We start from the raw sequence: 21,262 nt of genomic DNA on the forward strand, positions 1-21,262 counted from the left end.
ATAGAACGCCACCTCTAAGTTCCCGTTTGACATTCCTCGGCTGATAGATAATAGTACGAGCGTTCGGATTTTTTTCGATTCAGGGGCAGCTATCAGTACTTCAGCAAAATTCATGCGCAAGGGCGAACAGACGCGGGCCGCAATCCTCGACGTCGCGCTCGAGCTCGCCAGCCGCAATGGCCTCGAAGGCCTGACCATCGGCTTGCTGGCCGACCGGATGAGCATGAGCAAGTCGGGCGTGTTCGCCCACTTCGGTTCGCGCGAAGACCTGCAGCTCGAGGTCGTCAAGCTGTATCACCACCGCTTCGAGCAGGAAGTGTTTTATCCGAGCATCAAGGAAGCGCGCGGCCTGCCGCGCCTGGTGGCGATGTATACGCGCTGGGTCAAGCGCGTCTCGGTCGAGATCGCGTCCGGCTGCATTTATATCAGCGGCGCGGTGGAATACGATGACCGCGAAGGCCCGATCCGCGAGGAACTCGTGTCGATGGTGCGCGCCTGGCAGGGCGCCCTGCTGCGCAGCGTGCAGCAGGCGGTCGAGATAGGCCACCTGCGCCGCGACCTGGAGCCCGAGCAGCTCGTGTTCGAGATGCACGGCCTGATCCTGGCCCTGCACCACGACGCCCGTTTCCTGCGCAATCCAGGCGCGGTCGAGCGCGCACGGGCCGCCTTCGAGCGCCTGGTCGAGAATTACCGCAATCCCCAACTACCGCAAGACCATCAGGCGGCATGAGCCGCCTGCCACGTCCAACATCTTTACCCTCGTTCAGGAGATAACCATGGGTCAGTACGTCGCGCCAATCCGGGATATGCAGTTCGTTCTGCACGAATTCCTCAACGTCACCGAAGAATTCAAGAATCTGCCGAAGTACTCGGAGATCGATGCCGACATCATCAACCAGGTGCTCGAAGAAGGCGCGAAGTTCACGCAAGAGGTGCTGTTCCCGCTGAACCACTCGGGCGACCGCGAAGGCTGCCACTTCAATGCCGCCGACAAGACCGTGACCACCCCGAAGGGCTTCAAGGAAGCCTACCAGCAGTACGTGGAAGGCGGCTGGGCGGCGCTGGCCTGCGATCCTGAATACGGCGGCCAGGGCCTGCCGATCACCCTGAACAACTCGTTCTACGAGATGCTGAACTCGTCGAACCAGGCCTGGTCGATGTACCCCGGCCTGTCGCACGGCGCCTACGAGTGCCTGCTGGAGCACGGCACCGACGACCAGAAACGCCTGTACCTGCCAAAACTGGTCTCGGGCGAGTGGACCGGCACCATGTGCCTGACCGAAGCGCACTGCGGCACCGACCTGGGCCTGCTGCGCTCGAAGGCCGAACCGCAGGCCGATGGCACCTACCTGATCACCGGCTCCAAGATCTTCATCTCGGCCGGCGAGCATGACATGTCCGAGAACATCGTCCACCTGGTGCTGGCGCGCCTGCCGGACGCGCCGGAAGGCTCGAAGGGCATCTCGCTGTTCCTGGTGCCGAAGTTCCTGCCGAACGACGACGGCTCGCTGGGCGAGCGTAACGGCATCGCCTGCGGCGCCATCGAAGAAAAGATGGGCATCCACGGCAACTCGACCTGCCAGATGAACCTGGACAATGCGCGCGGCACCCTGATCGGCCAGCCGCACAAGGGCCTGCAGGCGATGTTCGTGTTCATGAACGCGGCCCGCCTGGGCGTGGGCATGCAGTCGCTGGGCCTGACCGAAGTCGCCTACCAGAACGCGCTGGCCTATGCCAAGGACCGCATCCAGATGCGCAGCCTGTCGGGCCCGAAGGCGCCGGATAAACCCGCCGACCCGATCATCGTGCACCCGGACGTGCGCCGCATGCTGCTGACGGCCAAGGCCTATGCCGAAGGCGCGCGCGCGTTCTCGTCGTATGTCGCGCTGCAGATCGACCGCGAACTGAACCACCCTGACGAAGACGTGCGCAAGGAAGCGGCGGACGAAGTGGCCCTCCTGACCCCGATCATCAAGGCCTTCATCACCGACAACGGCTGGATCGCCACCTCGGAAGCGATGCAGGTGTACGGCGGCCACGGCTACATCGCCGAGTGGGGCATGGAGCAGTACGTGCGCGACGCCCGCATCAACATGATCTACGAAGGCACCAACACCATCCAGTCGCTGGATCTGTTGGGCCGCAAGATCCTGATGGACAACGGTGCCAAACTGCGCAAGTTCGGCGAGAAGATCAAGGCCTTCGTCGAAGACAACGGCCTGGACGAGCAGCTGTCCGAATTCGTGACCCCGCTGGGCGAACTGGGCGAGAAGGTCACCAAGCTGACCATGGAAATCGGCATGAAGGCCTTCCAGAACCCGGACGAAGTCGGCGCCGCCGCCGTGCCTTACCTGCGCGTGGCCGGCCACCTGGTGTACAGCTACCTGTTCGCGCAACAGGCCAAGATCGCCCTGGCCAAGCTCGATTCGGGCGACAAGTTCTACGAGTCCAAGCTGGCGACGATCCGCTTCTATTTCGCCCGCCTGTACCCGGAAACCGCGATGTTGATCCGCCAGGCACGTTCGGGCGCCGCGAACCTGACGGCGCTGGACGCCGACCTGTTTTAATCACCCGTCACGACGCTAACCAAGGAATACTTACATGTCCAATTTCATCGTCAAGAAAGTCGCCGTGCTGGGCGCCGGCGTGATGGGTGCACAGATCGCCGCGCACTGCGTGAACGCCAAGGTGCCGGTCGTGTTGTTTGATCTCCCTGCCAAGGAAGGTCCAAAGAACGGCATCGTGCTGCGCGCCATCGAGAACCTCAAGAAACTGTCGCCGGCCCCGCTGGGCAACAAGGATGACGCGGCCCTGATCGAAGTGGCCAACTACGAGGACAACCTCGACGTGCTGGCGGGCTGCGACCTGATCATCGAAGCCATCGCCGAGCGCATGGACTGGAAACACGACCTGTACGCCAAGGTCGCCCCGCACATCGCGCCGCATGCGATCTTCGCCTCGAACACCTCGGGCCTGTCGATCAACAAGCTGGCCGAAGGCTTCGATGCCGGCTTGAAGGAGCGCTTCTGCGGCGTGCACTTCTTCAACCCGCCGCGCTACATGCACCTGGTCGAACTGATCCCGACCGAAGCGACCCGCCCGGAAATCCTGGACCAGCTCGAGACCTTCCTGACCTCGACCCTGGGCAAGGGCGTGGTGCGCGCGAAAGACACGCCGAACTTCATCGCCAACCGTGTCGGCATCTTCGGCATGCTGGCGACCATCGTCGAAGCCGAGAAGTTCGGCCTGTCGGTGGACGTGGTCGACGACCTCACCGGCGCCAAGCTGGGCCGCGCCAAGTCGGGCACCTTCCGCACCGCGGACGTGGTCGGCCTGGACACCATGGGCCACGTGATCAAGACCATGCAAGACAATCTGAAGGATGACCCGTTCTTCAGCGTTTACAAGACGCCCGATATCCTGGCCAAGCTGATCGAGAAGGGCGCGCTGGGCCAGAAGACCGGCGCCGGCTTCTACAAGAAGGTCGGCAAGGAGATCCAGCGCCTGGACTTCGCGACCGGCGAGTACGTGCCGAGCGGCGCGAAAGCCGCCGACATCGTCGGCCGCATCCTGAAAGAAAAAGACCCGGTCAAGAAGTTCAAGGCCATGCGCGATTCGACCAACCCGCAGGCGCAGTTCCTGTGGGCGATCTTCCGCGACGCCTTCCACTACATCGCGTTCCACTTGGATACGATTGCCGACAATGCGCGCGATGTCGACTTCGCGATGCGCTGGGGCTTCGGCTGGAGCGTCGGTCCGTTCGAGACCTGGCAAGCCGCGGGCTGGACCCAGATCGCCCAGTGGGTCAAGGAAGACATCGAAGCGGGCAAGGCGCTGAGCGACGCGCCGCTACCAAGCTGGGTGTTCGAAGGTTCGGTCGCCGAGAAGGGCGTGCACACTCCTGAAGGTTCGTACTCGGTCACGAAGAACGCCTATGTGCCGCTGTCCGACCTGCCTGTCTACAAGCGCCAGCAGTTCCGCGCGCCGGTGGTCGGCCTGGGCGGTCCGGATGCGAAGACCTTCGGCACCACCGTGTTCGAAGACGACTCCGTGCGCCTGTGGCATTCGGACGACGAGGTCCTGGTCATCTCGCTCAAGACCAAGATGCACGTCATCGGCGATGGCGTCATCAAGGGCATCCAGCGCGCCTTGAAAGAAGCCGAGCAAGGCTACAAGGGCATCGTGATCTGGAATACCGACGCGGCCGAAGGCGGCGCGTTCTCGGCCGGCGCCGACCTGCAATCGGCCCTGCCGGCCTTCATGGCCGGCGGCGCGAAGGCGATGGAGCCGATCGTGCGCGAGCTGCAGGACACCTTCATGGCGATGAAGTATTCGAACATCCCGGTCGTCGCCGCAGTGGCCGGCCTGGCGCTGGGCGGCGGCTGCGAGCTGGCGCTGCATGCAAGCAAACGCGTGGCCTCGATCGAGTCGTACATCGGCCTGGTCGAAGTGGGCGTCGGCCTGGTGCCGGCCGGCGGCGGCCTCAAGGAAGCGGCGCTGCGCGCGGCGAATGAAGCCAAGGGCAACGACATCCTGCAATTCCTGAAGAACGGCTTCATGAACGCGGCCACCGCGCAAGTGTCGAAGTCGGCGCTGGAAGCGAAGGCCATGGGTTACCTGAAGGAAGACGACGTCATCGTGTTCAACGCGTATGAACTGCTGCACGTGGCGAAGACCACCGCGCGCGCCATGTTCGACGCCGGTTATCGCGCTCCGGCACGCCGCACCTTCCCGGTCACCGGCCGTTACGGCTGGGCCACCATCCGCGGCCAGATGGTCAATATGCGCGACGGCGGCTTCATCTCGGCCTATGACTACCACCTGGGCGACACCATCGCCGAGATCGTGACCGGCGGCGACATCGACCAGGGCAGCGTGGTGAGCGAGCAGTGGATCCTCGACCTGGAACGCAAGGCCTTCGTGGCCCTGCTGAACAATCCGAAGACCCAGGAACGGATCATGGGCATGATGCAGACCGGTAAGCCGGTGCGCAACTAACGCTGACGACTGAACAGGACTACTGACATGAGCAAACAACTTCAAGACGCATACATCGTCGCAGCGACCCGTACCCCGATCGGCAAGGCGCCGCGCGGCATGTTCAACAAGACCCGCCCGGACGACCTGCTGGTGCACGCGATCCGCGGCGCCATGGCCGCCGTGCCGAACCTCGACCCGGCGCTGATCGTCGACGCCATCGTCGGCTGCTCGTTCCCGGAAGCCGAGCAGGGCTTCAACGTGGCGCGTAACGCCGTCGTGCTGGCCGGCCTGCCGAACACCGTGGGCGGCGTCACCGTCAACCGCTACTGCGCCTCGGGCATCACCGCGCTGGCGATGGCGGCCGACCGCATCCGCGTGGGCGAAGCCGACGTGATGATCGCCGGCGGCGTCGAATCGATGTCGATGGTGCCGATGATGGGCCACCACCCGTCGATCAATATGGACGTGTTCAAGGACGAGAACGTGGGCCTGGCCTACGGCATGGGCCTGACCGCCGAGAAGGTCGCCAACCAGTGGAAGATCTCGCGCGAAGACCAGGACGCCTTCGGCCTGGAATCGCACCGCCGCGCCATCGCCGCCCAGCAGGCCGGCTACTTCAAGGACGAGATCACCCCGGTCGAGATCATCACCCGCACGCCGAACCTGGCCACCGGCGAGATCAGCGTCAAGAAACGCACCGTCGACAGCGACGAAGGCCCGCGCGCCGACGCCAGCGCCGAATCGATGGCCAAGCTGAAGCCCGTATTCGCGGCCAAGGGTTCGGTCACCGCCGCGACCTCGTCGCAGATGTCGGACGGCGCCGGCGCGCTGATCGTCGTCAGCGAAAAAATCCTGAAGGAGCACAACCTGACCCCGCTGGCCAAGTTCTCCTCGTTCGCCGTGCGCGGCGTGCCGCCGGAGATCATGGGCATCGGCCCGAAGGTGGCGATCCCCGCCGCGCTGGCCGCCGCCGGCATCACGCAAGACCAGCTGGACTGGATCGAGCTGAACGAAGCCTTCGCCGCCCAGGCGCTGGCCGTGATCCGCGACCTGGGCCTGGACACCAGCAAGGTCAACCCGATGGGCGGCGCGATCGCCCTGGGCCACCCGCTGGGCGCCACCGGCGCGATCCGCGCCGCGACCGTCGTACACGCGCTGCGCCGTAACAACCTCAAGTACGGCATGGTGACGATGTGCGTCGGCGCCGGCATGGGCGCCGCGGGCATCATCGAGCGCGTCTAAAAAACATGGCGGCGCATCGCAGCCGCCGCATTTCAAGCGTGGGCGGGAAATCCAAGCACCGTACGTCAATGCCGCGAGCGTGACGTGGGGTGGGCGGGTCTCCCGCCCACGCGTCCAAGCAACGCATGAAACCCGTAGGGTTGGCGGCTTTGCCGCCGACGCGTTCAACCGCCCCAAGAATAACTCCGGAGACCGCAACATGACCATCCGCCTCACCAAAGCTGACGGCATCCTCACCATCGAATTCAACCGCGTCGAACGCAAGAACGCGATCACCGGCGCGATGTACCAGGCCATGGCCGACGCGCTGCGCGACGCCGAGCAGGATGCATCGGTGCGCGCCATCCTGATCACCGGCCAGCCCGAGATCTTCACCGCCGGGAATGACCTGGACGATTTCCTGAACAACGTCGGCGAGGGCGCGATGACGCCGGAGCGCCCGGTATTCCAGTTCATGACCGCGCTGGAAGGCGCAACGAAGCCGGTGGTGGCGGCCGTCGCCGGCGCCGCGGTCGGCATCGGCACCACCTTGCTGATGCACTGCGACCTGGTCTACGCCGCCGACAACGCCAAGTTCTCGATGCCGTTCACCCAGCTCGGCCTGTGCCCGGAATTCGCCTCGTCGCTGCTGGTGGCGCAATCGGCCGGCTACACGCGCGCCGCCGAGAAACTGCTGCTGGGCGAACCGTTCGTGGCCGAAGAGGCGCTGGAGATGGGCATCGTGGCGCGCGTGCTGCCGGCCGCCGAGCTGCTGTTCTTCGCCCAGGGCCAGGCCGCCAAGCTGGCCAAGCTGCCGCCCGCGTCGATCCGCACCACGAAGGCGCTGATGAAGCGCGCGCGGGGCGCATTGGTGAAGGAAACCATCGCCGCCGAGAACGAGCGCTTCAGCGCCATGCTGACCGGCGCCGAGGCGAAGGAAGCGTTCACCGCCTTCTTCGAGAAGCGCAAGCCGGATTTCAGCAAGTTCGACTGATTTTTCGCCGCTCCTATGGCAGATCCGATTCGCGGTCGGAAGGTCGGCAAGATTTGCCTTATACGGGGATGTCACTGATGTGCGCGGCCGAATCTCGTCCGCTTCAAAATTTGATTCAGATGCAAATAGAGTCCTTTCCTTCGGAAGTCATAGAGAAGCTCCAATGGTACGTGTACCGCCTGATCGATCCTCGAAATGGTGAGACATTTTACGTTGGCAAGGGAAAAGGCAATCGCGTCTTCGCTCATGCACGTGCACAGCTGCCCGACGCTGATATCGGCGACAAGTTGAAGCGCATCAGGGAAATTCAGATTGCAGGCTTCGAGGTGAGCCATGTCATTCACCGACATGGAATGATCGAAGAGAAAACTGCTTTCGAAGTGGAAGCAGCGCTGATGGACGCATACCCCGGGCTGACAAATGTCGTAGGGGGAGCCGGCAGCCTGGACTTCGGTGTAATGCATGCCGAAGACATCATGCGACGCTACGCTGCTCAGGAGGCGGCATTTGAACATCGGGCGCTGCTCATCAAGGTCAATCGATCGGCAACGGAAGCATCGCTGTACGAAGCGACCCGGTTTGCTTGGAGGGTTTCTCTGGAGAAGGCGAAGGAGGCGGAAGTGGTGCTGGCAGTCTTGCAGGGATTGATCGTTGGCGCTTTTGTCGCTGACGATTGGCTGAGCGCGACCACAGCAAACTTCCCAGGGCGTGAATCGGAACCCACTCGGTTCGGCTTCGTGGGCCGGGAAGCCTCTGACCAAGTGAAAGCCCTGTATGTCAACAAGCGCATTCCGGATAGATATCGAAAACGCGGCGCGGCCAGTCCAGTGCGATATACCTGGTAGCTGCCTCACGGGTCTATTTCGCTTCTTGCGGCGGATTGAGGCTCTTGCTGTAGTACCCAGAGGGGTCGAAACAGCAGACCCGCTTCTTGCCCGAAGCGAGCATGTCTCCCGCATCGGCCACGCGCTTCAAGCGAGTCTTGTCCTGCTTGGCCGATTCGATCCAGTGGATCCAATCGATGCGGGCGACGGTGGTGGTGGCGTCCCAGGTCTCCCTGGCCAGTAGCGATGTGTCGAGCACCTTGCCCAACTCCGGCGGGACTGGGGGTTCTTGCTCGTTCGGTGCAGGGGCAACGTCGAACGTGACGGTATCCCCGATTGCCACGCCCGCGTCGGTCATCAGCGTGGCCGGCACCCTGAACCAGTGGCCCAATTGGCCGTCGGGCTCGAGCGTGGCCTGAAACGGGCAGCCGTTGAGCGTGCCGCGCATGCTCGTCCGGCCGCGCCGCGGGAAGATGTCACTGATCGGTTTCGGCAGAACGACGAAAGCCCATCCATCCGTTTCCTGTACGGCGGGGCGGCGTAGCGCAGTTTCGAAACGTGATCCGGTAGCGCGCGTCATTTCTCCTCCGTTAGCTCAGCGATCGATGGAGTGTAGGTAGCAAATTCAATGACTGTCAACGCACTGGCCGTTGACGCAGACTTGAACAATCATGCTCAGGGAACTCTCTCGTCTTGACTGTATCAATTAACGGACTATACTGGCTTGAGGTTTGTTAGTGGAGGTGATTGTGCGCTACAAGGACTTTCCGAAGCACGATTTTAGAAGATGTTTGCTGGTACTCGTTACACTGGAGAAACTCGGTGCACGAGCCACATTACATTACACCGCACAAGCACTCGAATGCACACGCTCCGAGGTGCTACGCGCTATCGAGCTCGCACAGCAACAGTTCTTTGTTGGTATGGACAAGAACGGTCCAGTTTATCGAGTCACATCGTGGGGCGTGCTCGACAGAGGCGGTGTCGCCGCAGCGCTTCAGCACGTACCCGAGGACGATCTCCTTTCGCAGATTTTTGGAAGAGAAAGCATCGTGTGGAACAGAGAAACGGAGGCCGATCTGGTCAATTCGCTTGCCGATGCGGTGGCAATGCGCAGACTACCGAAGTCGGGGCGGGAGGCCGACGTCTATCGATTGTCGGCACAGTTACTCAAGACAAAGCATCGGGTAGCGGCTGATTTTCTTGACTCCGCTGCACGCCAGTTTCACTACCAGGCGCATACCGCGCCGCGGCCGTTCCCTGAAGTGGTCAAGGATGGCTTGGTCAGAGATGTGCCTCGTTTGCGTAATCTTCTTGAAAAGCGCATGGACGGAGTTCGGTCATGGTGAAACCTATTGAATTTGCGACCCATACCGATCTGGCGAACGGGCTGCGATCGTTGATCATCGAACTCGAACAGCGTACGAATTTGCGTGAGCCACTGACGATGCTCATTGCTGGTGGAATGGCAATTCACTTGTACACGGCCGCGCGGACCACCACCGACGTTGACGCCGAGTTTTCGAAGCGAATCTTGTTGCCTGCCGACCTGGTTGTCGAGACGAAAGAAGGAAATATGCTGTATCTCGATGCCAGTTACAACAGCACCTTCGCATTAATGCATGAGGACTACCAGCAGGACGCGGTGCCGGTACCAATCGGCACCGACATGATGAAAGTCTACGTGCTGAGTCCTCTCGACCTTATTGTCAGCAAGATCGCGGTGTTTGTCAACGTAGTTGTCGCGTCACCTCACGCGACCTGCCGTAGTTCCTCTGGTCGAATCCGTTCCGGATTCAGCCAGACCTGACTATCCAGATTCCAGTTCCTGACATCCCGCGACCAGCGCTGCGGATTACGGTTCTTCGCTTCTCGATATACCTGTTCGCGATACTCCAGAATCGCTTCAGCCTGGCCGCCATGACGTTGTGCCGGCGTCACGAATTTCAGGCCGCTGTGCTTATGCTCCTGGTTGTACCATCGCACAAATTTCTGCGTCCATGCCCGCGCGTCTTCCAGCGTCGCAAACGGCTGGCGCGGGTAGTTCGGTCGATATTTGCAGGTCCTGAATAACGACTCTGCGTAGGCGTTGTCGTTGCTCACACGCGGCCTGCTGAACGACGGTGCAACGCCGAGTTGCTCCAATGTGGCCAGCATGGTCGAGCCCTTCATGGCGCTGCCATTATCCGAGTGCAGTACCAGCGGTCGGCCGGCCAATCCCTCAGCCAGGCTGGCCCTGCGCATCAGCCGCGCCGCCGATTCTGCCGACTCCGCCTCGTGGACTTCGTGACCGACAATCTTGCGGCTGTAGATGTCGAGCACCATGTACCAGTAGTGGTACTTGCCTTTGATCGCAGCCGGCAGCCACGTAATGTCCCAACTCCACACCTGGTTCGGCGCTATGGCGCAATGGCTCGTGACCACGCGCTCACTCGGCTTTTTGGCCTTGCCACGATGGTGCTGCTGCGAGGCCGACTTCAAGACACGGTAGAAGCTCGACTCCGAAGCCACATAGATGCCTCGATCGGCCAGCGTCGGCACGATCTGACTCGGCGGCAGACTGGCAAATTCCTCGCTGTTGGCGACAGCCAGAATCTCGGTACGCTCGTCTTCGGTGAGCTTGTTGGCCGGCTCAGGCCTGACGCTAGTTGGGCGGCTGTCGACGGCTACAGCATCATCTCCGCCCCGCACCCAGCGCTGAAACGTGCGCAGGGTGATGCCGAGTTCACGACAAGCCGGTGACAGCCGGCTGCCTGCAGCTTCGGCTTCACGGATCAACGCAACACATGACAGGCGATCTGGGGCGCTGATCAGTCTTCCTCTTTGTCCCCCCAGATCGCCTGGGCTTTTTTTCGCAGGATCAGCAACGCTGCTGCTTCAGCCAGCGCCTTCTCCTTGCGTTGCAAGTCCTTCTCCAACTGCCGGATCCGCTTCTTGTCTTCCTTCGACTGGACCTGCTGCGCCCGGGTTTGCTGCACCACGCTCACGTTGGCGGCCATACATGCGGCTCGCCAGGTGGCGATCTGCTCCGCAAACAGCCCCTTCCGACGGCAATATTCCGACAGTTCGCTCTCGTTCAACGCAGCCGTTTCCAGCACGACAGCGAACTTGTCCTCTGAGGTCCATTCCTCAGCATTTTTCCCACTACCTGGCACCGGCATTCCTTGATTACGAAGTTGACGGCGCCAAGTATAAAGCGTCTGTTCGGTGATCCCACTCTCACGGGCCAGTTCCGACACCACGCGGTTCTGGGGCGGCATCATCTGCCGTAACAACGCCTCTTTTCGTTCTGCTGGATACTGCTTCACACGTTCTCTCTTGCCCGTCCCCGGTATGGCTTTACTCAATCACGTGACGCGACAACTATTCTGACACCGGGGGATCGCCCGATTGTCCGATCCGGATAAAGAGGATATCCAGAATATGATTCATCGATTTCATATCTCTGCTGAAGAGATCGAGAAACGTGCCGAGGAAGCGCTTGGGGGATATGTCGGTAACACGGATTACTTGCGAATGAATCTCCGCGAGGTTCTGACCATGGCCCGGCAGAACGATTCGACAGGTCGTAGTCTGACAGATGCTTGAGTACCTTGGACCCGCGAATCCGGAGCTGCATTACTTCCACCTGCGTGCGACACGCAACGCAAAACAGCCATATGCAGCAAAGCGGACCAGCACGAAAGCAACTTGATCGCGTGCCAGGAAAGCCTGTAAATCGGTTTCTGCGGCCTTTGGTGAGCTCAACTTCGCATCCACGATCCGCTCATCCACCGAATAAGCCCGCAACACGAAGCCGGCGCCCAGATAGGGCTGCTCGCCATCGAGCGGCAGCGTGTCGAGGCGCGCTGCAGGCTGTGAGGACGCCGAGACGAAGACCGGCCCGTATTCCCTGTACGGCCCCGCGACGGTGAACGGGCAATAACTGGCCAGCAGGATCGCTTCGCCGGGCAGGGCGCGGCGCAGGCAGTCGCGCAGCGGTTCGCCGCCCCGGGCGACGTGGCGCTCCACGGGCTGGCCCTGGTCGTCGGCGCCGGCGCGCACGCGCGCGAGAAAGGCGTCCGCCAGCGGGACGATCCGGATCGGGAAAAGGGAAGACGAGGGCGTGGTCATGGCGGCGTCGCGGTGAAAGTGGAGACGCCGGGATCTTCGCGCAAACCCGCCGGGTTCGCGCTTCGTTTCTTGCTGTCGAATCGTTTCAGCGCGCCTGGGTGACGTGCGCCTCGCGCAGCGGCCGCCATCCCAGCCGCGTCTCGATGGCGCGCCGATAAAGGGTATCGATGTGGGCCGGCGTGCGGCGGATGTAGTCCTCGGCCGCCGCGCGCCGTTCGCCGGTGCAGCTGTCCAGCCATGTCACGACCTCGTCGGCCGTCGGCACCCGCCCATTCTGGCCATCGAATTTCGGCGGCACGGCGGTCCACACCGCCGCGTCGATGCGCCTGGCGCGCAGCCAGGCCGCAATACGGGGATCCTCCTGCGCGCCATCGACCGCCGGGATGCTGCCGATCCATTCGGGCCGTTCAAGCGTGATCTTCTCGCGCTCGCGCACCATGGCGCGGGCTTCGTCGAGATCGTCGGTGGCGAGATAGGCCCAGTAGGTCGGCGCCAGGCGCGCGCTCTCGCACAGCACCAGCGCCAGCTCGGGGCTGTCGTCGCTCTGGCGCACGAATTCGAGGGGAAGCGGTGGGCCGCCGGGATGCCAGCTTGATGCCAGCTTGAGACCCTGGGGCTTCCACAGCAGCGAGCCCCAGGCGATACAGACAATGTTCATGGACACTGGTCTAGTAATCAAAACCCCAGTCTAGCCGCGCATGCGAAAACGGCGAGCACGGCTATCAGCGCGCGCTGTCACGACGTACTGACGCGCCCTCTCGCGAGAAGACAATGCGCCTCAGGAGTTTGCCTAAGCTCGCTGATCAAACATCCTGTCATATTTGATAGTGTCTTCCGGCATGCGAGGGCGATAAGGTCCCAGGGGGAAGCATTCACGAAACAGCCGGTGCGGTCGTGGCCTGGCACCGGACAGATGCACCCTCTGCGGGCGGGTCCACGGTGGCGCCGGGCGCCGGGGGGGGCGGCGAATGCCGTACCAATTGCAGGCAAGTCCGCGACGCCAGCCTGCGACACCAGCCTGCGATACCGGACAACCTCGCGGATATCACGATTGAACAACAATTACCGTCATCCTCCATTGACTACCGAGCACCCTACTACCGCCGCGCAAGCCTGCACCGCATGAACGTCATCGAACTGGTCGGGGTCGACAAACGGCTGGGACAGCGCAACGTATTACGTCAACTCTCTCTGCAGGTCCCTGCCGGGAGCGTGTTCGCTTTCCTGGGTAATAATGGGGCAGGCAAATCGACCACGATTCGTATTCTGACCGGGCTCCTGGCAGCTGACAGCGGCTCGGTGCGCATTCTCGGTCGCGCCATCGATGTGGAGCGCTCGGCTGTGTTGCGCGATGTCGGCTGCATGGTCGACTCGCCTGCGCTCTATCCCAACCTGACGGCGAAAGAATTTCTCGAGATTGGGCGCCGCATCAAGGGCTTGCCCCGTACCGAAAGCGCGCGCGTACTCGAGGTCGTCAGCCTTGCTGCCAGCGCTGGCGAGCGCATCGCCGGCTATTCGCTTGGCATGCGCCAACGACTGGCGCTGGCCCATGCGATGCTCGGCCAACCGCGCCTGCTGATATTGGACGAGCCAGGCAACGGCCTGGATCCGCAAGGCATGCGGGATATCCGAAAATTGCTGGCCAGTCTACCTGCGCAAACCGGCTGCACGGTGTTCCTGTCCAGCCACCAGCTCGACGAGGTGGAAAAAATCGCCACGCATGTGGCCGTGCTGCACGGGGGCCAGGTGGTTCACCAGGGATCGGTGCGACAACTCGCGGCAAGCCAGACCGGAAGCCTGACGCTGGAAGTGGGCGACAGCCCCGGTGCCTAGGCTGTGTTGGTCCGTCACGGATATCCGGCGCGCGTCATTGACGCGCGTCGCGTCGATGTGACGCCGATCGACGCCCATGACAGCGCGAAGCTGAACGCAGTCCTGGTCAGGGAAGGGATCACGCTGTACCAGTCCGTATTCCATAGACCGACGCTGGAGCACTGGTTTCATGAATTGACCTTCGAGAAAGATGCTAGCGATGCTCTTGACGTTGTTCCGGCTTGAAATACTCAAGGCGCGCCGATCGCTGGCGCTGATGGTCATGCTGGCCTGCCCGCTGATGGTCGTGCTGCTCAATACCGGCATGCTGTTGCGTCAAGCCGGGTGGGACGGTATCAGTCCCGCCGCCTGGAGCAGCTTCTGGATGGGCAACCGGGCATTGTGGTGCTACTTCATGTTGCCGCTTTATCTGGCGCTGTGCACGGCCCTCGTCAACGGCGCCGAACACCGCCAGCATGGTTGGCGTCTGATGCTCACGCTGCCGGTCAGCGCGCGCCAGCTGTACGTGGCCAAGCTGCTCCTGGCGCTGGCGATGCTGGCGATCGCCCATTGTTCCTTGCTGCTGCTGGCAACCGGTGCAGCCGCGCTGCTATCGGATGGCAATGTACTGGTCCAGCCCGCATGGTCGATGGCCGGCGCCCTCCTGGCGGCGTTGCTGGCCAGCCTGCCGATACTCGTCCTCCAGCATTCCCTGAGCTGGGCAAGCCAGAACATCGTCTTGCCGCTGGCGGTGGGCGTGTGCGCCACGATGGGCATCATCCAGCTCGGCAGTTCCGAATACTGGCGCCTCTTCCCGTGGAGTTATCCCATCATGGCGTCTAACGGCGGCGACCTGGAATTACGCGACACGGCGCTGACATTCGGCCTCTCCGGCGGCGTCGCCTTGTTTGCGCTGAGTGTCTGGTGGGCCGGGCGACGGCGCCAGCCCGCCTGATACCGGCAGAGACCATCAGGCCCCGTGCCGAGCGCACGCTGCAGTTCGATACGACATCGACCGTACCTCTCCCGCGCTATTCGTCCCTTGCTTCCTTGGCCGCCGCCGCGCCGAACAGGCGGTCCTTGGCCGACAGCAGCTTCTGCACCTTGGAGCCCATTTTCATGAGCTGCGACATCGACTCGGGCGACAGGCGCTGCAGGTCGTCGAACCAGTTGTTGGCCAGGTCGACCAGCTCGTGCATCTCGCGCATGCGCTCCTGGGCGAACTGGTCTTCGGGTGTATTGGCGTTGGCCATCAGTGATTCGCGCAGCACCGACAGGGTCGGGGCCACTTCGCGCCGGCGCCGTTCGGCCGCGACCACGCGGAAGATTTCCCAGACGTCGCCGAGCGAGGTGAAATACTCGCGCCGGTCGCCGGGGATGCGCGACAGGCGCACCAGGCCCCAGGACTGCAGTTCTTTCAGGCCGATGCTGACGTTGGAGCGCGAGATGCCGAGCTTCTCGCCGATGTCGTCGGCGTGCAATTGTTCTTCGGTGACGAAGAGCAGGGCATAGATCTGCCCCACCGTGCGGTTGATGCCCCAGCGGCTGCCCATCTCACCGAAGTGACTCACGAATGTTTGGACGAGTGGCGTCATGGTTGAGAACTTTTCGATGCTTTTGAAAGGTGGATTATCCCACGGTCCCACGACACGCACACGGACTGCCTTCACCATCGTGGTGCAGGAGGTTGTTAATCCATGAGTAATTCCCGACAAAGTCACTCTCCTTTCCAGACAAACTTGAAGTTTCAGTGCATAATTTCACTAACTTCTGAAAATTCAGAATGTTTAGAAAGTTTGGCGTAAGTCAGAAATAACGTAGATCAAGGCATCTGCTTCACCGCAGGACTGAACACCATGAACGCGCAACGCAACCGCTCCATCATCCTCTGGCTCGCCGCCCTGGCGATCCTGTGGGGCATGCTTGCACCGTCTCTTGCATCGAACCTGACGACCCATCAGGGCAAGACCTGGATCGATGTCTGCCTGTCGGTCGGCGCCAGGCTGGTGGCGCTGGACCTCGATACCGCCGGTGCCGCCGGCGACGAGGCCGTCCACCCCGGCATGCATTGCCCGGCCTGGCTGTCGCAGGACGACCTGGCCATCATTGCCCATCCTCCGGGCAGCCCGGTGCTGCTGGACGCCCCGCTTGCACGCATCCTGCGCCCCCACGGGCCGGCGCTGCGGCCTGCTTCGACCTTCCTCAGCGACCACCGCAGCAGGGCGCCGCCACTGGCCGCCTGACCCGGTTTCACCGCGCGGCCAGCCGCCGCCCCCCTCAATCGTCTGGAGAACCACCATGCTTCGCCGTCAAGGCCGTGGCCCGGCCACGCTCGTCCCATCCACCCGCAGCGCCACCTTCGTGATGAGCGCGGCGGCGCTGCTGTGGATTCCACAGGCGGCCCTGCTGGCCCATGCCGTGCAGCAGCTGGCCCATGGCGCCGGCCTGGCGGACATGCTGGCGCCGGCCTGCGGCTTCCTGGCGCTGGGCGTGCTGCGCGCCAGCAGCGAAGCCTGGGGCGCGCGCCGCCTGTTCGCGGCTTCGCGCCTGCACCTGGCGCTGCTACGCAGCAAGGCGGCGCAGGCCCTGGCGTTGCGCTCGCCCCTCGACCGCGAACGCCTGGCCAGCGGCCGCGCCGCCAGCGCACTGGCCGAGCAGGCCGAAGCCGTGCTGCCCTGGCTGGTGCGCTACCAGCCGGCGCGCATGCGCACGATGCTGGCGCCGCCCGCGATCGCGCTCGTCGTCCTTTATCTCTCGTGGAGCGCCGCCCTGATCCTGGTGCTGGCCGCGCCCCTGATCCCGGTCTTCATGGCCGTCATCGGCTGGCGCGCCAAGGCCGCCAGCGAAGCGCAGCTGCAAGTCATCGGCGGCATGAGTGGCTTCCTGCTCGACCGCCTGCGCGGCCTGTCGACGCTGCGCACGCTTCGAGCAGTGGACGCCACCGCGCAGCGCGTGCGTGATACCGCCGAAAGCGTGCGCGCCAGCACCATGCGCGTGCTGCGCATCGCCTTCCTGTCTTCCACCGCGCTGGAACTGTTCTCGGCGCTGGGCGTGGCGCTGGTCGCCGTCTATGTCGGCTTCCACTTGCTGGGCGAGATCGGTCCCGGAAGCTGGGGCGTGCGCCTCTCCCTGGCCGAAGGCCTGTTCATCCTGCTGCTGGCGCCCGCCTTCTTCGAGCCGCTGCGCGAACTGGCCGCCGTGTGGCACGACAAGGCCTCGGGCGAGGCAGCGTTGAAGGAACTCGAGCAGCTGCAGCACGCCGGCCTGGCGCTGCCAGGTGCGCTGGCGCCGCAGTGCAAGCTGCGCGCCGGCCGCGCATCGGTCGCGCCGTCGGTCGCGCCGTCGGTCGATATTGAAGGTCTGGTATTCCAGCATCCCGGCGAAGCGCCGCTGTTCGATGGCGAGGACCTGTACGTCCGCGCCGGCGAGCACGTGGCCCTGGTCGGCCCCAGCGGCAGCGGCAAGACCACGCTGCTGTCGGTCATCGCCGGCCTTGCGCCCGCCAATGGCGGCGCGGTGCGCATCGGCGGCGTGCAACTCGATGCGCAGTCGGCGGCCGACCTGCGCGCCCGCATGGCCTGGATCGGCCAGAAGCCGCACGTGTTTTCGGGCTCGGTGCGCGCCAATGTCTCTCTCGAGCGCGACGGCATCGACAGCGAGGCGGTCGGCGCCGCCGTGCGCCGCGCCGGCCTGGGCCACGTGGGCCATGCCACACCGGGCGCCAGCCTGGGCGAGGGCGGTCTCGGCCTGTCGGGCGGCGAGCTGGTGCGCCTGGCGCTGGCGCGCGCGGTGTGCGCGCCGCATGCCGGCCTGCTGCTGGCCGACGAACCCACCGCCCACCTCGACCGCGACACCGCCGCCGGCGTGATCGACGCGCTGGTAACGCTGGCCCAGGGCCGCACCCTGATCGTCGCCACCCACGACCTGGCCCTGGCCGCGCGCATGAAGCGCGTGGTGCGCATCGGCGAACCATTCACCAAACGGAGCGCGGCATGAAACCTCGTCACGACCTGCAACCGGTCCTTGTCCTGTTCCTGAAAACGGGCGGGCGCCGCCTGGCGCTGGGCGCCTTCCTGTCCACCCTGGTGGTGCTGGCCGGGATGGCGCTGCTGGGCACCTCGGGCTGGTTCATCACCGCCACTGCGCTGGCCGGCCTGGCGGGCGGCATGGTCATGTTCAATGTCTTCGTGCCGAGCGCCGCGATCCGCCTGCTGGCGCTGGGCCGCACCTTCGGCCGCTACGCCGAGCGCATGGTGACCCACGACGCCACCCTGGGCGTGTTGGCCGCGCTGCGCGAACGGCTGTTTCGCGGCTGGGCCGGTCCGCAAGCGGCGCGCGCCTTGCTGCGCCGTCCCGCGCGCCTGCTGTTCCGGCTGACCGGCGACATCGACGCGCTCGAATCGATCTATTTGCGCCTGGTCGTGCCGGCCAGCGCCGCCCTCGGCGCGGCGCTGCTGGCCGGCGTGGTGCTGGCCAACCTCGACTGGCGCCTCGGGCTGGCGATGTTCGCCTGGTTGCTGGCCTTCGGCTGGGGTGTGGCTGCCCTTGTCGCGCGTCTTGCCCGTCCGCTGGCGCTGCGCCGGGCGCGCGCGCTGGAACGGCTGCGGGCCCAGGCGATCGACCTGGTCGCCGGCCAGACCGATCTGGCCATGGCCGGCCGCCTGCCGGCCCAGTGCGCGCGCCTGGCGCAGGTCGACGACAAGCTGGCGCGCGCCGACGCTGCGCTGCACCGGCTCGAGACCGGCGCCGGCTGGACCTATGCGGTCGGCGGCCACCTGACCGTGGCGGCGACCTTGCTGGCGGTAGCTGCGTTGGGAGCGAGCGCGCCGGCGGCGGCGCTGGCCTTGCTGATCGCGCTGGCCGCGCTGGAACCGTTCGCCGCGATGCGTCGCGGCGCCATCGAGGCCGGCCGCAGCTGGCTGGCGGCGCGCCGCGTCGGCCCCCGGCTGCAACAGGAAGCCGATGACGCCATCGCCGTCGGCACACCGGGCGACGACGAAGCGCTGCTGCTGTGCGACGCCAGCGTCGTGCATCCGGGCCGCGAGGGCGCAGCGCTGCACGAGGTCAGCCTGCGCATCGCACGCGGCGAGCGGGTTGCCGTGGTCGGCGGCAGCGGCGCCGGCAAGTCGACCTTGCTGGGACTCGTCGCCGGCGAACTGGCGCCGCGCGCCGGGCAGGTGAGGGCGCTCCCCGCCACCTGGCTGACCCAGCGCACCGAACTGTTCCAGGACAGCCTGCGCGACAACCTGCGCCTGGCCGATCCGCAGGCGGGCGACGAGCAATTGTGGGACGCGCTGCGCGCCGCCGGGCTCGAGGTCGACGTGCGCATGCTGGCGCGCGGCCTGGACACGCCGCTGGGCGAGGGCGGCCTGGGCCTGTCGGGCGGGCAGTCGCGGCGCCTGGCGCTGGCGCGGCTGCTGCTGCGCCGGGCCGATTTCTGGCTGCTGGACGAGCCGACCGAGGCGCTCGACGCCGCCACCGCCGCCGACGTGCTGGCGCGCCTGGCGCGTCATGCGCACGGCCGCACCGTGCTGCTGGCCACCCATCTGCGGCGCGAGGCCGCGCTTGCCGATCGGCTGCTGGTGATGCGGGAAGGGCGCCTGGTCGCCGACCACCGGCGCGGGACACGAGGATTCGACGCAGCGCTGCTGGCGCTGCGCCACGACTAAACACCATTGATTCACTAATAAGAAAGGATTCACCATGGATCTCGACGTCGTCGGGCTCTCCCGACTACAGTTCGCCCTCACGGCGCTGTACCACTTTTTGTTCGTACCCCTGACACTGGGGCTGTCGATGGTCATCGCCATCATGGAAACCGTGTACGTGATGACCGGCCGCCCGATCTGGCGCCAGATGACCAAGTTCTGGGGCGTGCTGTTCGGGATTAACTTCGCCATCGGCGTGTCCACCGGCCTGGTGATGGAGTTCCAGTTCGGGATGAACTGGAGCTATTACAGCCACTACGTCGGCGACGTGTTCGGCGCGCCGCTGGCCATCGAAGGCCTGATGGCGTTCTTCCTCGAAGCGACCTTCGTCGGCCTGTTCTTCTTCGGGTGGGACCGCCTGTCGAAGGTGCAGCACCTGGTCGTGACCTGGCTGACCGCCATCGGCACCAACTTTTCGGCGCTGTGGATCCTGATCGCCAACGGCTGGATGCAGAACCCGGTCGGCGCGTCGCTCAATCCGCAGACCATGCGCATGGAGGTGACGGATTTCGGCGCGGTGCTGGCCAATCCGGTGGCGCAGGCCAAGTTCGTGCACACGGTGTCGGCCGGCTACGTGGTCGCCGCGCTGTTCGTGCTCGGCGTATCGAGCTGGTATCTGCTCAAGGGCCGTCATGCCGAGCTGGCCAAGCGCTCGATGACGGTGGCCGCCTCGTTCGGCCTGGCCGCCTCGCTGTCGGTGGTGGTGCTGGGCGACGAAAGCGGCTACCTGGCCACCGAGCACCAGCACATGAAGCTGGCCGCGATCGAAGCCATGTGGGACACCCAGCCGGCGCCGGCCGCCTTCACCGCGGTGGGCTTCCCGGATCAGGCGGCGCGCGAGACCCATTACGCGATCCACATCCCCTGGGTCATGGGCCTGATCGGCACCCGTTCGATCTCCAGCGAGATCCCGGGCATCAACGACCTGGTCAAGCTGGCCGAGGTGCGCGTGCGCCAGGGCATCCTGGCCTATGACGCGCTGGAGCAGATCCGCGCGCTCGGCGGCAAGGGCCCGGTGCCGGCCGAGCTGCAGGCGAAGTTCGAAGAGAACAGCAAGGTGCTGGGCTATGCGCTGCTGCTCAAGCGTTACGTCGACGATCCGCGCCAGGCCACCGAGGCGCAGATCAGGCAGGCCGCCAACGACACCGTGCCGCAAGTGGCGCCGCTGTTCTGGTCGTTCCGCGTGATGGTCGGCCTCGGCATCTATTTCATCGTGCTCACTGCCGTGTTCTTCTGGCTGTCGGCGCGGCGCCGCCTGGACGCGTATCCATGGCTGCTGAAGGTGGCCGTGTGGTCGATCCCGCTGCCGTGGATCGCCGCCGAAGCCGGCTGGATCGTGGCCGAACTGGGCCGCCAGCCGTGGGCCGTCGAAGGCGTGCTGCCGACCGCGGTCGCGGTGTCGAACATCGGCATCCAGACCGTGCTGGCCACCTTGCTCGGCTTCGTGGTGCTGTATTCGATCCTGATCGTGGTCGAGATGAAGCTGATGCTCAAGGCGATCAGGAAAGGCCCCGAGCTCGAGACCGAACACGCCCCGGGCAGCCACAGCCCCCTGGTCGGCGCCACGCCGGCGATGCGCACTGCGCCAATGATCACTGCGGAGTAAAAAC

General features: G+C 64.4%; 20 protein-coding genes. 15 read left to right on the top strand and 5 right to left on the bottom strand.

The window, feature by feature from the left end; translation table 11 throughout:
• The first annotated feature begins 112 nt into the window (after positions 1–112).
• The 6 genes from KY496_RS21020 (at position 113) to KY496_RS21045 (ending at position 8,040) form a co-directional block, all read left to right on the top strand.
• Positions 113–730, top strand: a complete 618-nt coding sequence (locus tag KY496_RS21020) for a TetR/AcrR family transcriptional regulator (RefSeq protein WP_005663243.1) — start codon at positions 113–115, stop codon at positions 728–730.
• Between the two features lie 46 nt (positions 731–776).
• Positions 777–2,567 (top strand): acyl-CoA dehydrogenase C-terminal domain-containing protein, encoded by a 1,791-nt coding sequence (locus tag KY496_RS21025; RefSeq protein ID WP_005663235.1) that lies wholly within the window; start codon positions 777–779, stop codon positions 2,565–2,567.
• Between the two features lie 34 nt (positions 2,568–2,601).
• Positions 2,602–4,998, top strand: coding sequence for a 3-hydroxyacyl-CoA dehydrogenase/enoyl-CoA hydratase family protein (locus tag KY496_RS21030; protein ID WP_219862260.1), 2,397 nt, complete (start codon positions 2,602–2,604; stop codon positions 4,996–4,998).
• Between the two features lie 27 nt (positions 4,999–5,025).
• Entirely contained in the window at positions 5,026–6,222 is a 1,197-nt protein-coding gene (locus tag KY496_RS21035; protein ID WP_005663231.1) for an acetyl-CoA C-acyltransferase, read from the top strand.
• Between the two features lie 199 nt (positions 6,223–6,421).
• Positions 6,422–7,195: an enoyl-CoA hydratase gene (locus KY496_RS21040; RefSeq protein WP_005663229.1), complete on the top strand. Its 774-nt coding sequence runs from the start codon at positions 6,422–6,424 to the stop codon at positions 7,193–7,195.
• A gap of 77 nt (positions 7,196–7,272) precedes the next feature.
• Entirely contained in the window at positions 7,273–8,040 is a 768-nt protein-coding gene (locus KY496_RS21045) for a hypothetical protein (RefSeq protein WP_005663227.1), read from the top strand.
• Between the two features lie 13 nt (positions 8,041–8,053).
• Here the strand turns inward: KY496_RS21045 and KY496_RS21050 are convergent, their stop codons facing one another.
• Positions 8,054–8,599, bottom strand: coding sequence for a YdeI/OmpD-associated family protein (locus KY496_RS21050; RefSeq protein ID WP_219862263.1), 546 nt, complete (start codon positions 8,597–8,599; stop codon positions 8,054–8,056).
• A 169-nt stretch (positions 8,600–8,768) separates the two neighbouring features.
• Between KY496_RS21050 and KY496_RS21055 the strand changes: the two genes are divergently transcribed.
• Positions 8,769–9,368 carry a hypothetical protein gene (locus KY496_RS21055; RefSeq protein WP_219862264.1) on the top strand — a complete coding sequence of 200 codons (600 nt, stop codon included), beginning with the start codon at positions 8,769–8,771 and terminating at the stop codon, positions 9,366–9,368.
• Positions 9,362–9,829 carry a DUF6036 family nucleotidyltransferase gene (locus KY496_RS21060; RefSeq protein WP_219862266.1) on the top strand — a complete coding sequence of 156 codons (468 nt, stop codon included), beginning with the start codon at positions 9,362–9,364 and terminating at the stop codon, positions 9,827–9,829. Before KY496_RS21055 ends, KY496_RS21060 begins: the two co-directional genes overlap by 7 nt.
• Here the strand turns inward: KY496_RS21060 and KY496_RS21065 are convergent.
• Positions 9,772–11,327, bottom strand: a protein-coding gene (locus tag KY496_RS21065; protein WP_229520324.1) for an IS3 family transposase whose coding sequence is annotated in 2 segments (ribosomal slippage) — positions 9,772–10,865 and positions 10,865–11,327 — 1,557 coding nt in all. Because the reading frame shifts where the segments join, the coding sequence is not laid out codon by codon here. The two genes, KY496_RS21060 and KY496_RS21065, sit on opposite strands and share 58 nt — an antisense overlap.
• Before the next feature lie 82 nt (positions 11,328–11,409).
• Here KY496_RS21065 and KY496_RS21070 point away from each other — a divergent pair.
• Positions 11,410–11,607: a hypothetical protein gene (locus tag KY496_RS21070; protein WP_219862267.1), complete on the top strand. Its 198-nt coding sequence runs from the start codon at positions 11,410–11,412 to the stop codon at positions 11,605–11,607.
• 30 nt (positions 11,608–11,637) lie between these two features.
• On the opposite strand, the gene KY496_RS21075 is transcribed toward KY496_RS21070, so the two are convergent.
• Entirely contained in the window at positions 11,638–12,132 is a 495-nt protein-coding gene (locus tag KY496_RS21075) for a DUF1203 domain-containing protein (RefSeq protein WP_005663222.1), read from the bottom strand.
• A gap of 85 nt (positions 12,133–12,217) precedes the next feature.
• Positions 12,218–12,790, bottom strand: coding sequence for a hypothetical protein (locus tag KY496_RS21080; protein WP_219862269.1), 573 nt, complete (start codon positions 12,788–12,790; stop codon positions 12,218–12,220).
• Positions 12,791–13,254: 464 nt separating this feature from the next.
• Between KY496_RS21080 and KY496_RS21085 the strand changes: the two genes are divergently transcribed.
• Positions 13,255–13,965 carry an ABC transporter ATP-binding protein gene (locus KY496_RS21085; protein WP_219862271.1) on the top strand — a complete coding sequence of 237 codons (711 nt, stop codon included), beginning with the start codon at positions 13,255–13,257 and terminating at the stop codon, positions 13,963–13,965.
• Positions 13,966–14,155: 190 nt separating this feature from the next.
• Positions 14,156–14,899, top strand: coding sequence for an ABC transporter permease (locus KY496_RS21090; protein WP_005663218.1), 744 nt, complete (start codon positions 14,156–14,158; stop codon positions 14,897–14,899).
• 76 nt (positions 14,900–14,975) lie between these two features.
• Here KY496_RS21090 and KY496_RS21095 read toward each other — a convergent pair whose 3' ends face one another.
• Positions 14,976–15,539, bottom strand: coding sequence for a GbsR/MarR family transcriptional regulator (locus KY496_RS21095; protein ID WP_040774875.1), 564 nt, complete (start codon positions 15,537–15,539; stop codon positions 14,976–14,978).
• Positions 15,540–15,800: 261 nt separating this feature from the next.
• Here KY496_RS21095 and KY496_RS21100 point away from each other — a divergent pair, with 261 nt between their 5' ends.
• From KY496_RS21100 to KY496_RS21115, 4 genes are read left to right on the top strand one after another with little or no spacing between them, the layout of a single operon-like run.
• Complete coding sequence (locus tag KY496_RS21100) at positions 15,801–16,187, top strand: DUF2946 family protein (protein ID WP_219862273.1); 387 nt, start codon at positions 15,801–15,803, stop codon at positions 16,185–16,187.
• A gap of 55 nt (positions 16,188–16,242) precedes the next feature.
• Entirely contained in the window at positions 16,243–17,940 is a 1,698-nt protein-coding gene (gene cydD / locus KY496_RS21105) for a thiol reductant ABC exporter subunit CydD (protein ID WP_219862275.1), read from the top strand.
• Positions 17,937–19,613, top strand: a complete 1,677-nt coding sequence (locus tag KY496_RS21110; RefSeq protein WP_219862277.1) for an amino acid ABC transporter ATP-binding/permease protein — start codon at positions 17,937–17,939, stop codon at positions 19,611–19,613. The genes cydD and KY496_RS21110 overlap by 4 nt, the downstream gene beginning before the upstream one ends.
• A 34-nt stretch (positions 19,614–19,647) precedes the next feature.
• Positions 19,648–21,258, top strand: a complete 1,611-nt coding sequence (locus tag KY496_RS21115; RefSeq protein WP_005663208.1) for a cytochrome ubiquinol oxidase subunit I — start codon at positions 19,648–19,650, stop codon at positions 21,256–21,258.
• Positions 21,259–21,262 lie beyond the last annotated feature (4 nt).

It is taken from the genome of Massilia sp. NP310 (assembly GCF_019443485.1).
Taxonomy (GTDB): Bacteria; Pseudomonadota; Gammaproteobacteria; order Burkholderiales; family Burkholderiaceae_D; genus Telluria; species Telluria timonae.

Coding starts and splice junctions, on each gene's coding strand:
- KY496_RS21045 (WP_005663227.1), top strand. CDS start 7,273: ATGTGCGCGGCCGAATCTCGTCCGCTTCAAAATTTGATTCAGATGCAA.
- KY496_RS21075 (WP_005663222.1), bottom strand. CDS start 12,132: ATGACCACGCCCTCGTCTTCCCTTTTCCCGATCCGGATCGTCCCGCTG.
- KY496_RS21035 (WP_005663231.1), top strand. CDS start 5,026: ATGAGCAAACAACTTCAAGACGCATACATCGTCGCAGCGACCCGTACC.
- KY496_RS21095 (WP_040774875.1), bottom strand. CDS start 15,539: ATGACGCCACTCGTCCAAACATTCGTGAGTCACTTCGGTGAGATGGGC.
- KY496_RS21060 (WP_219862266.1), top strand. CDS start 9,362: ATGGTGAAACCTATTGAATTTGCGACCCATACCGATCTGGCGAACGGG.
- KY496_RS21040 (WP_005663229.1), top strand. CDS start 6,422: ATGACCATCCGCCTCACCAAAGCTGACGGCATCCTCACCATCGAATTC.
- KY496_RS21090 (WP_005663218.1), top strand. CDS start 14,156: ATGCTAGCGATGCTCTTGACGTTGTTCCGGCTTGAAATACTCAAGGCG.
- KY496_RS21115 (WP_005663208.1), top strand. CDS start 19,648: ATGGATCTCGACGTCGTCGGGCTCTCCCGACTACAGTTCGCCCTCACG.
- KY496_RS21100 (WP_219862273.1), top strand. CDS start 15,801: ATGAACGCGCAACGCAACCGCTCCATCATCCTCTGGCTCGCCGCCCTG.
- cydD (WP_219862275.1), top strand. CDS start 16,243: ATGCTTCGCCGTCAAGGCCGTGGCCCGGCCACGCTCGTCCCATCCACC.
- KY496_RS21025 (WP_005663235.1), top strand. CDS start 777: ATGGGTCAGTACGTCGCGCCAATCCGGGATATGCAGTTCGTTCTGCAC.
- KY496_RS21080 (WP_219862269.1), bottom strand. CDS start 12,790: ATGAACATTGTCTGTATCGCCTGGGGCTCGCTGCTGTGGAAGCCCCAG.
- KY496_RS21020 (WP_005663243.1), top strand. CDS start 113: ATGCGCAAGGGCGAACAGACGCGGGCCGCAATCCTCGACGTCGCGCTC.
- KY496_RS21085 (WP_219862271.1), top strand. CDS start 13,255: ATGAACGTCATCGAACTGGTCGGGGTCGACAAACGGCTGGGACAGCGC.
- KY496_RS21110 (WP_219862277.1), top strand. CDS start 17,937: ATGAAACCTCGTCACGACCTGCAACCGGTCCTTGTCCTGTTCCTGAAA.
- KY496_RS21050 (WP_219862263.1), bottom strand. CDS start 8,599: ATGACGCGCGCTACCGGATCACGTTTCGAAACTGCGCTACGCCGCCCC.
- KY496_RS21030 (WP_219862260.1), top strand. CDS start 2,602: ATGTCCAATTTCATCGTCAAGAAAGTCGCCGTGCTGGGCGCCGGCGTG.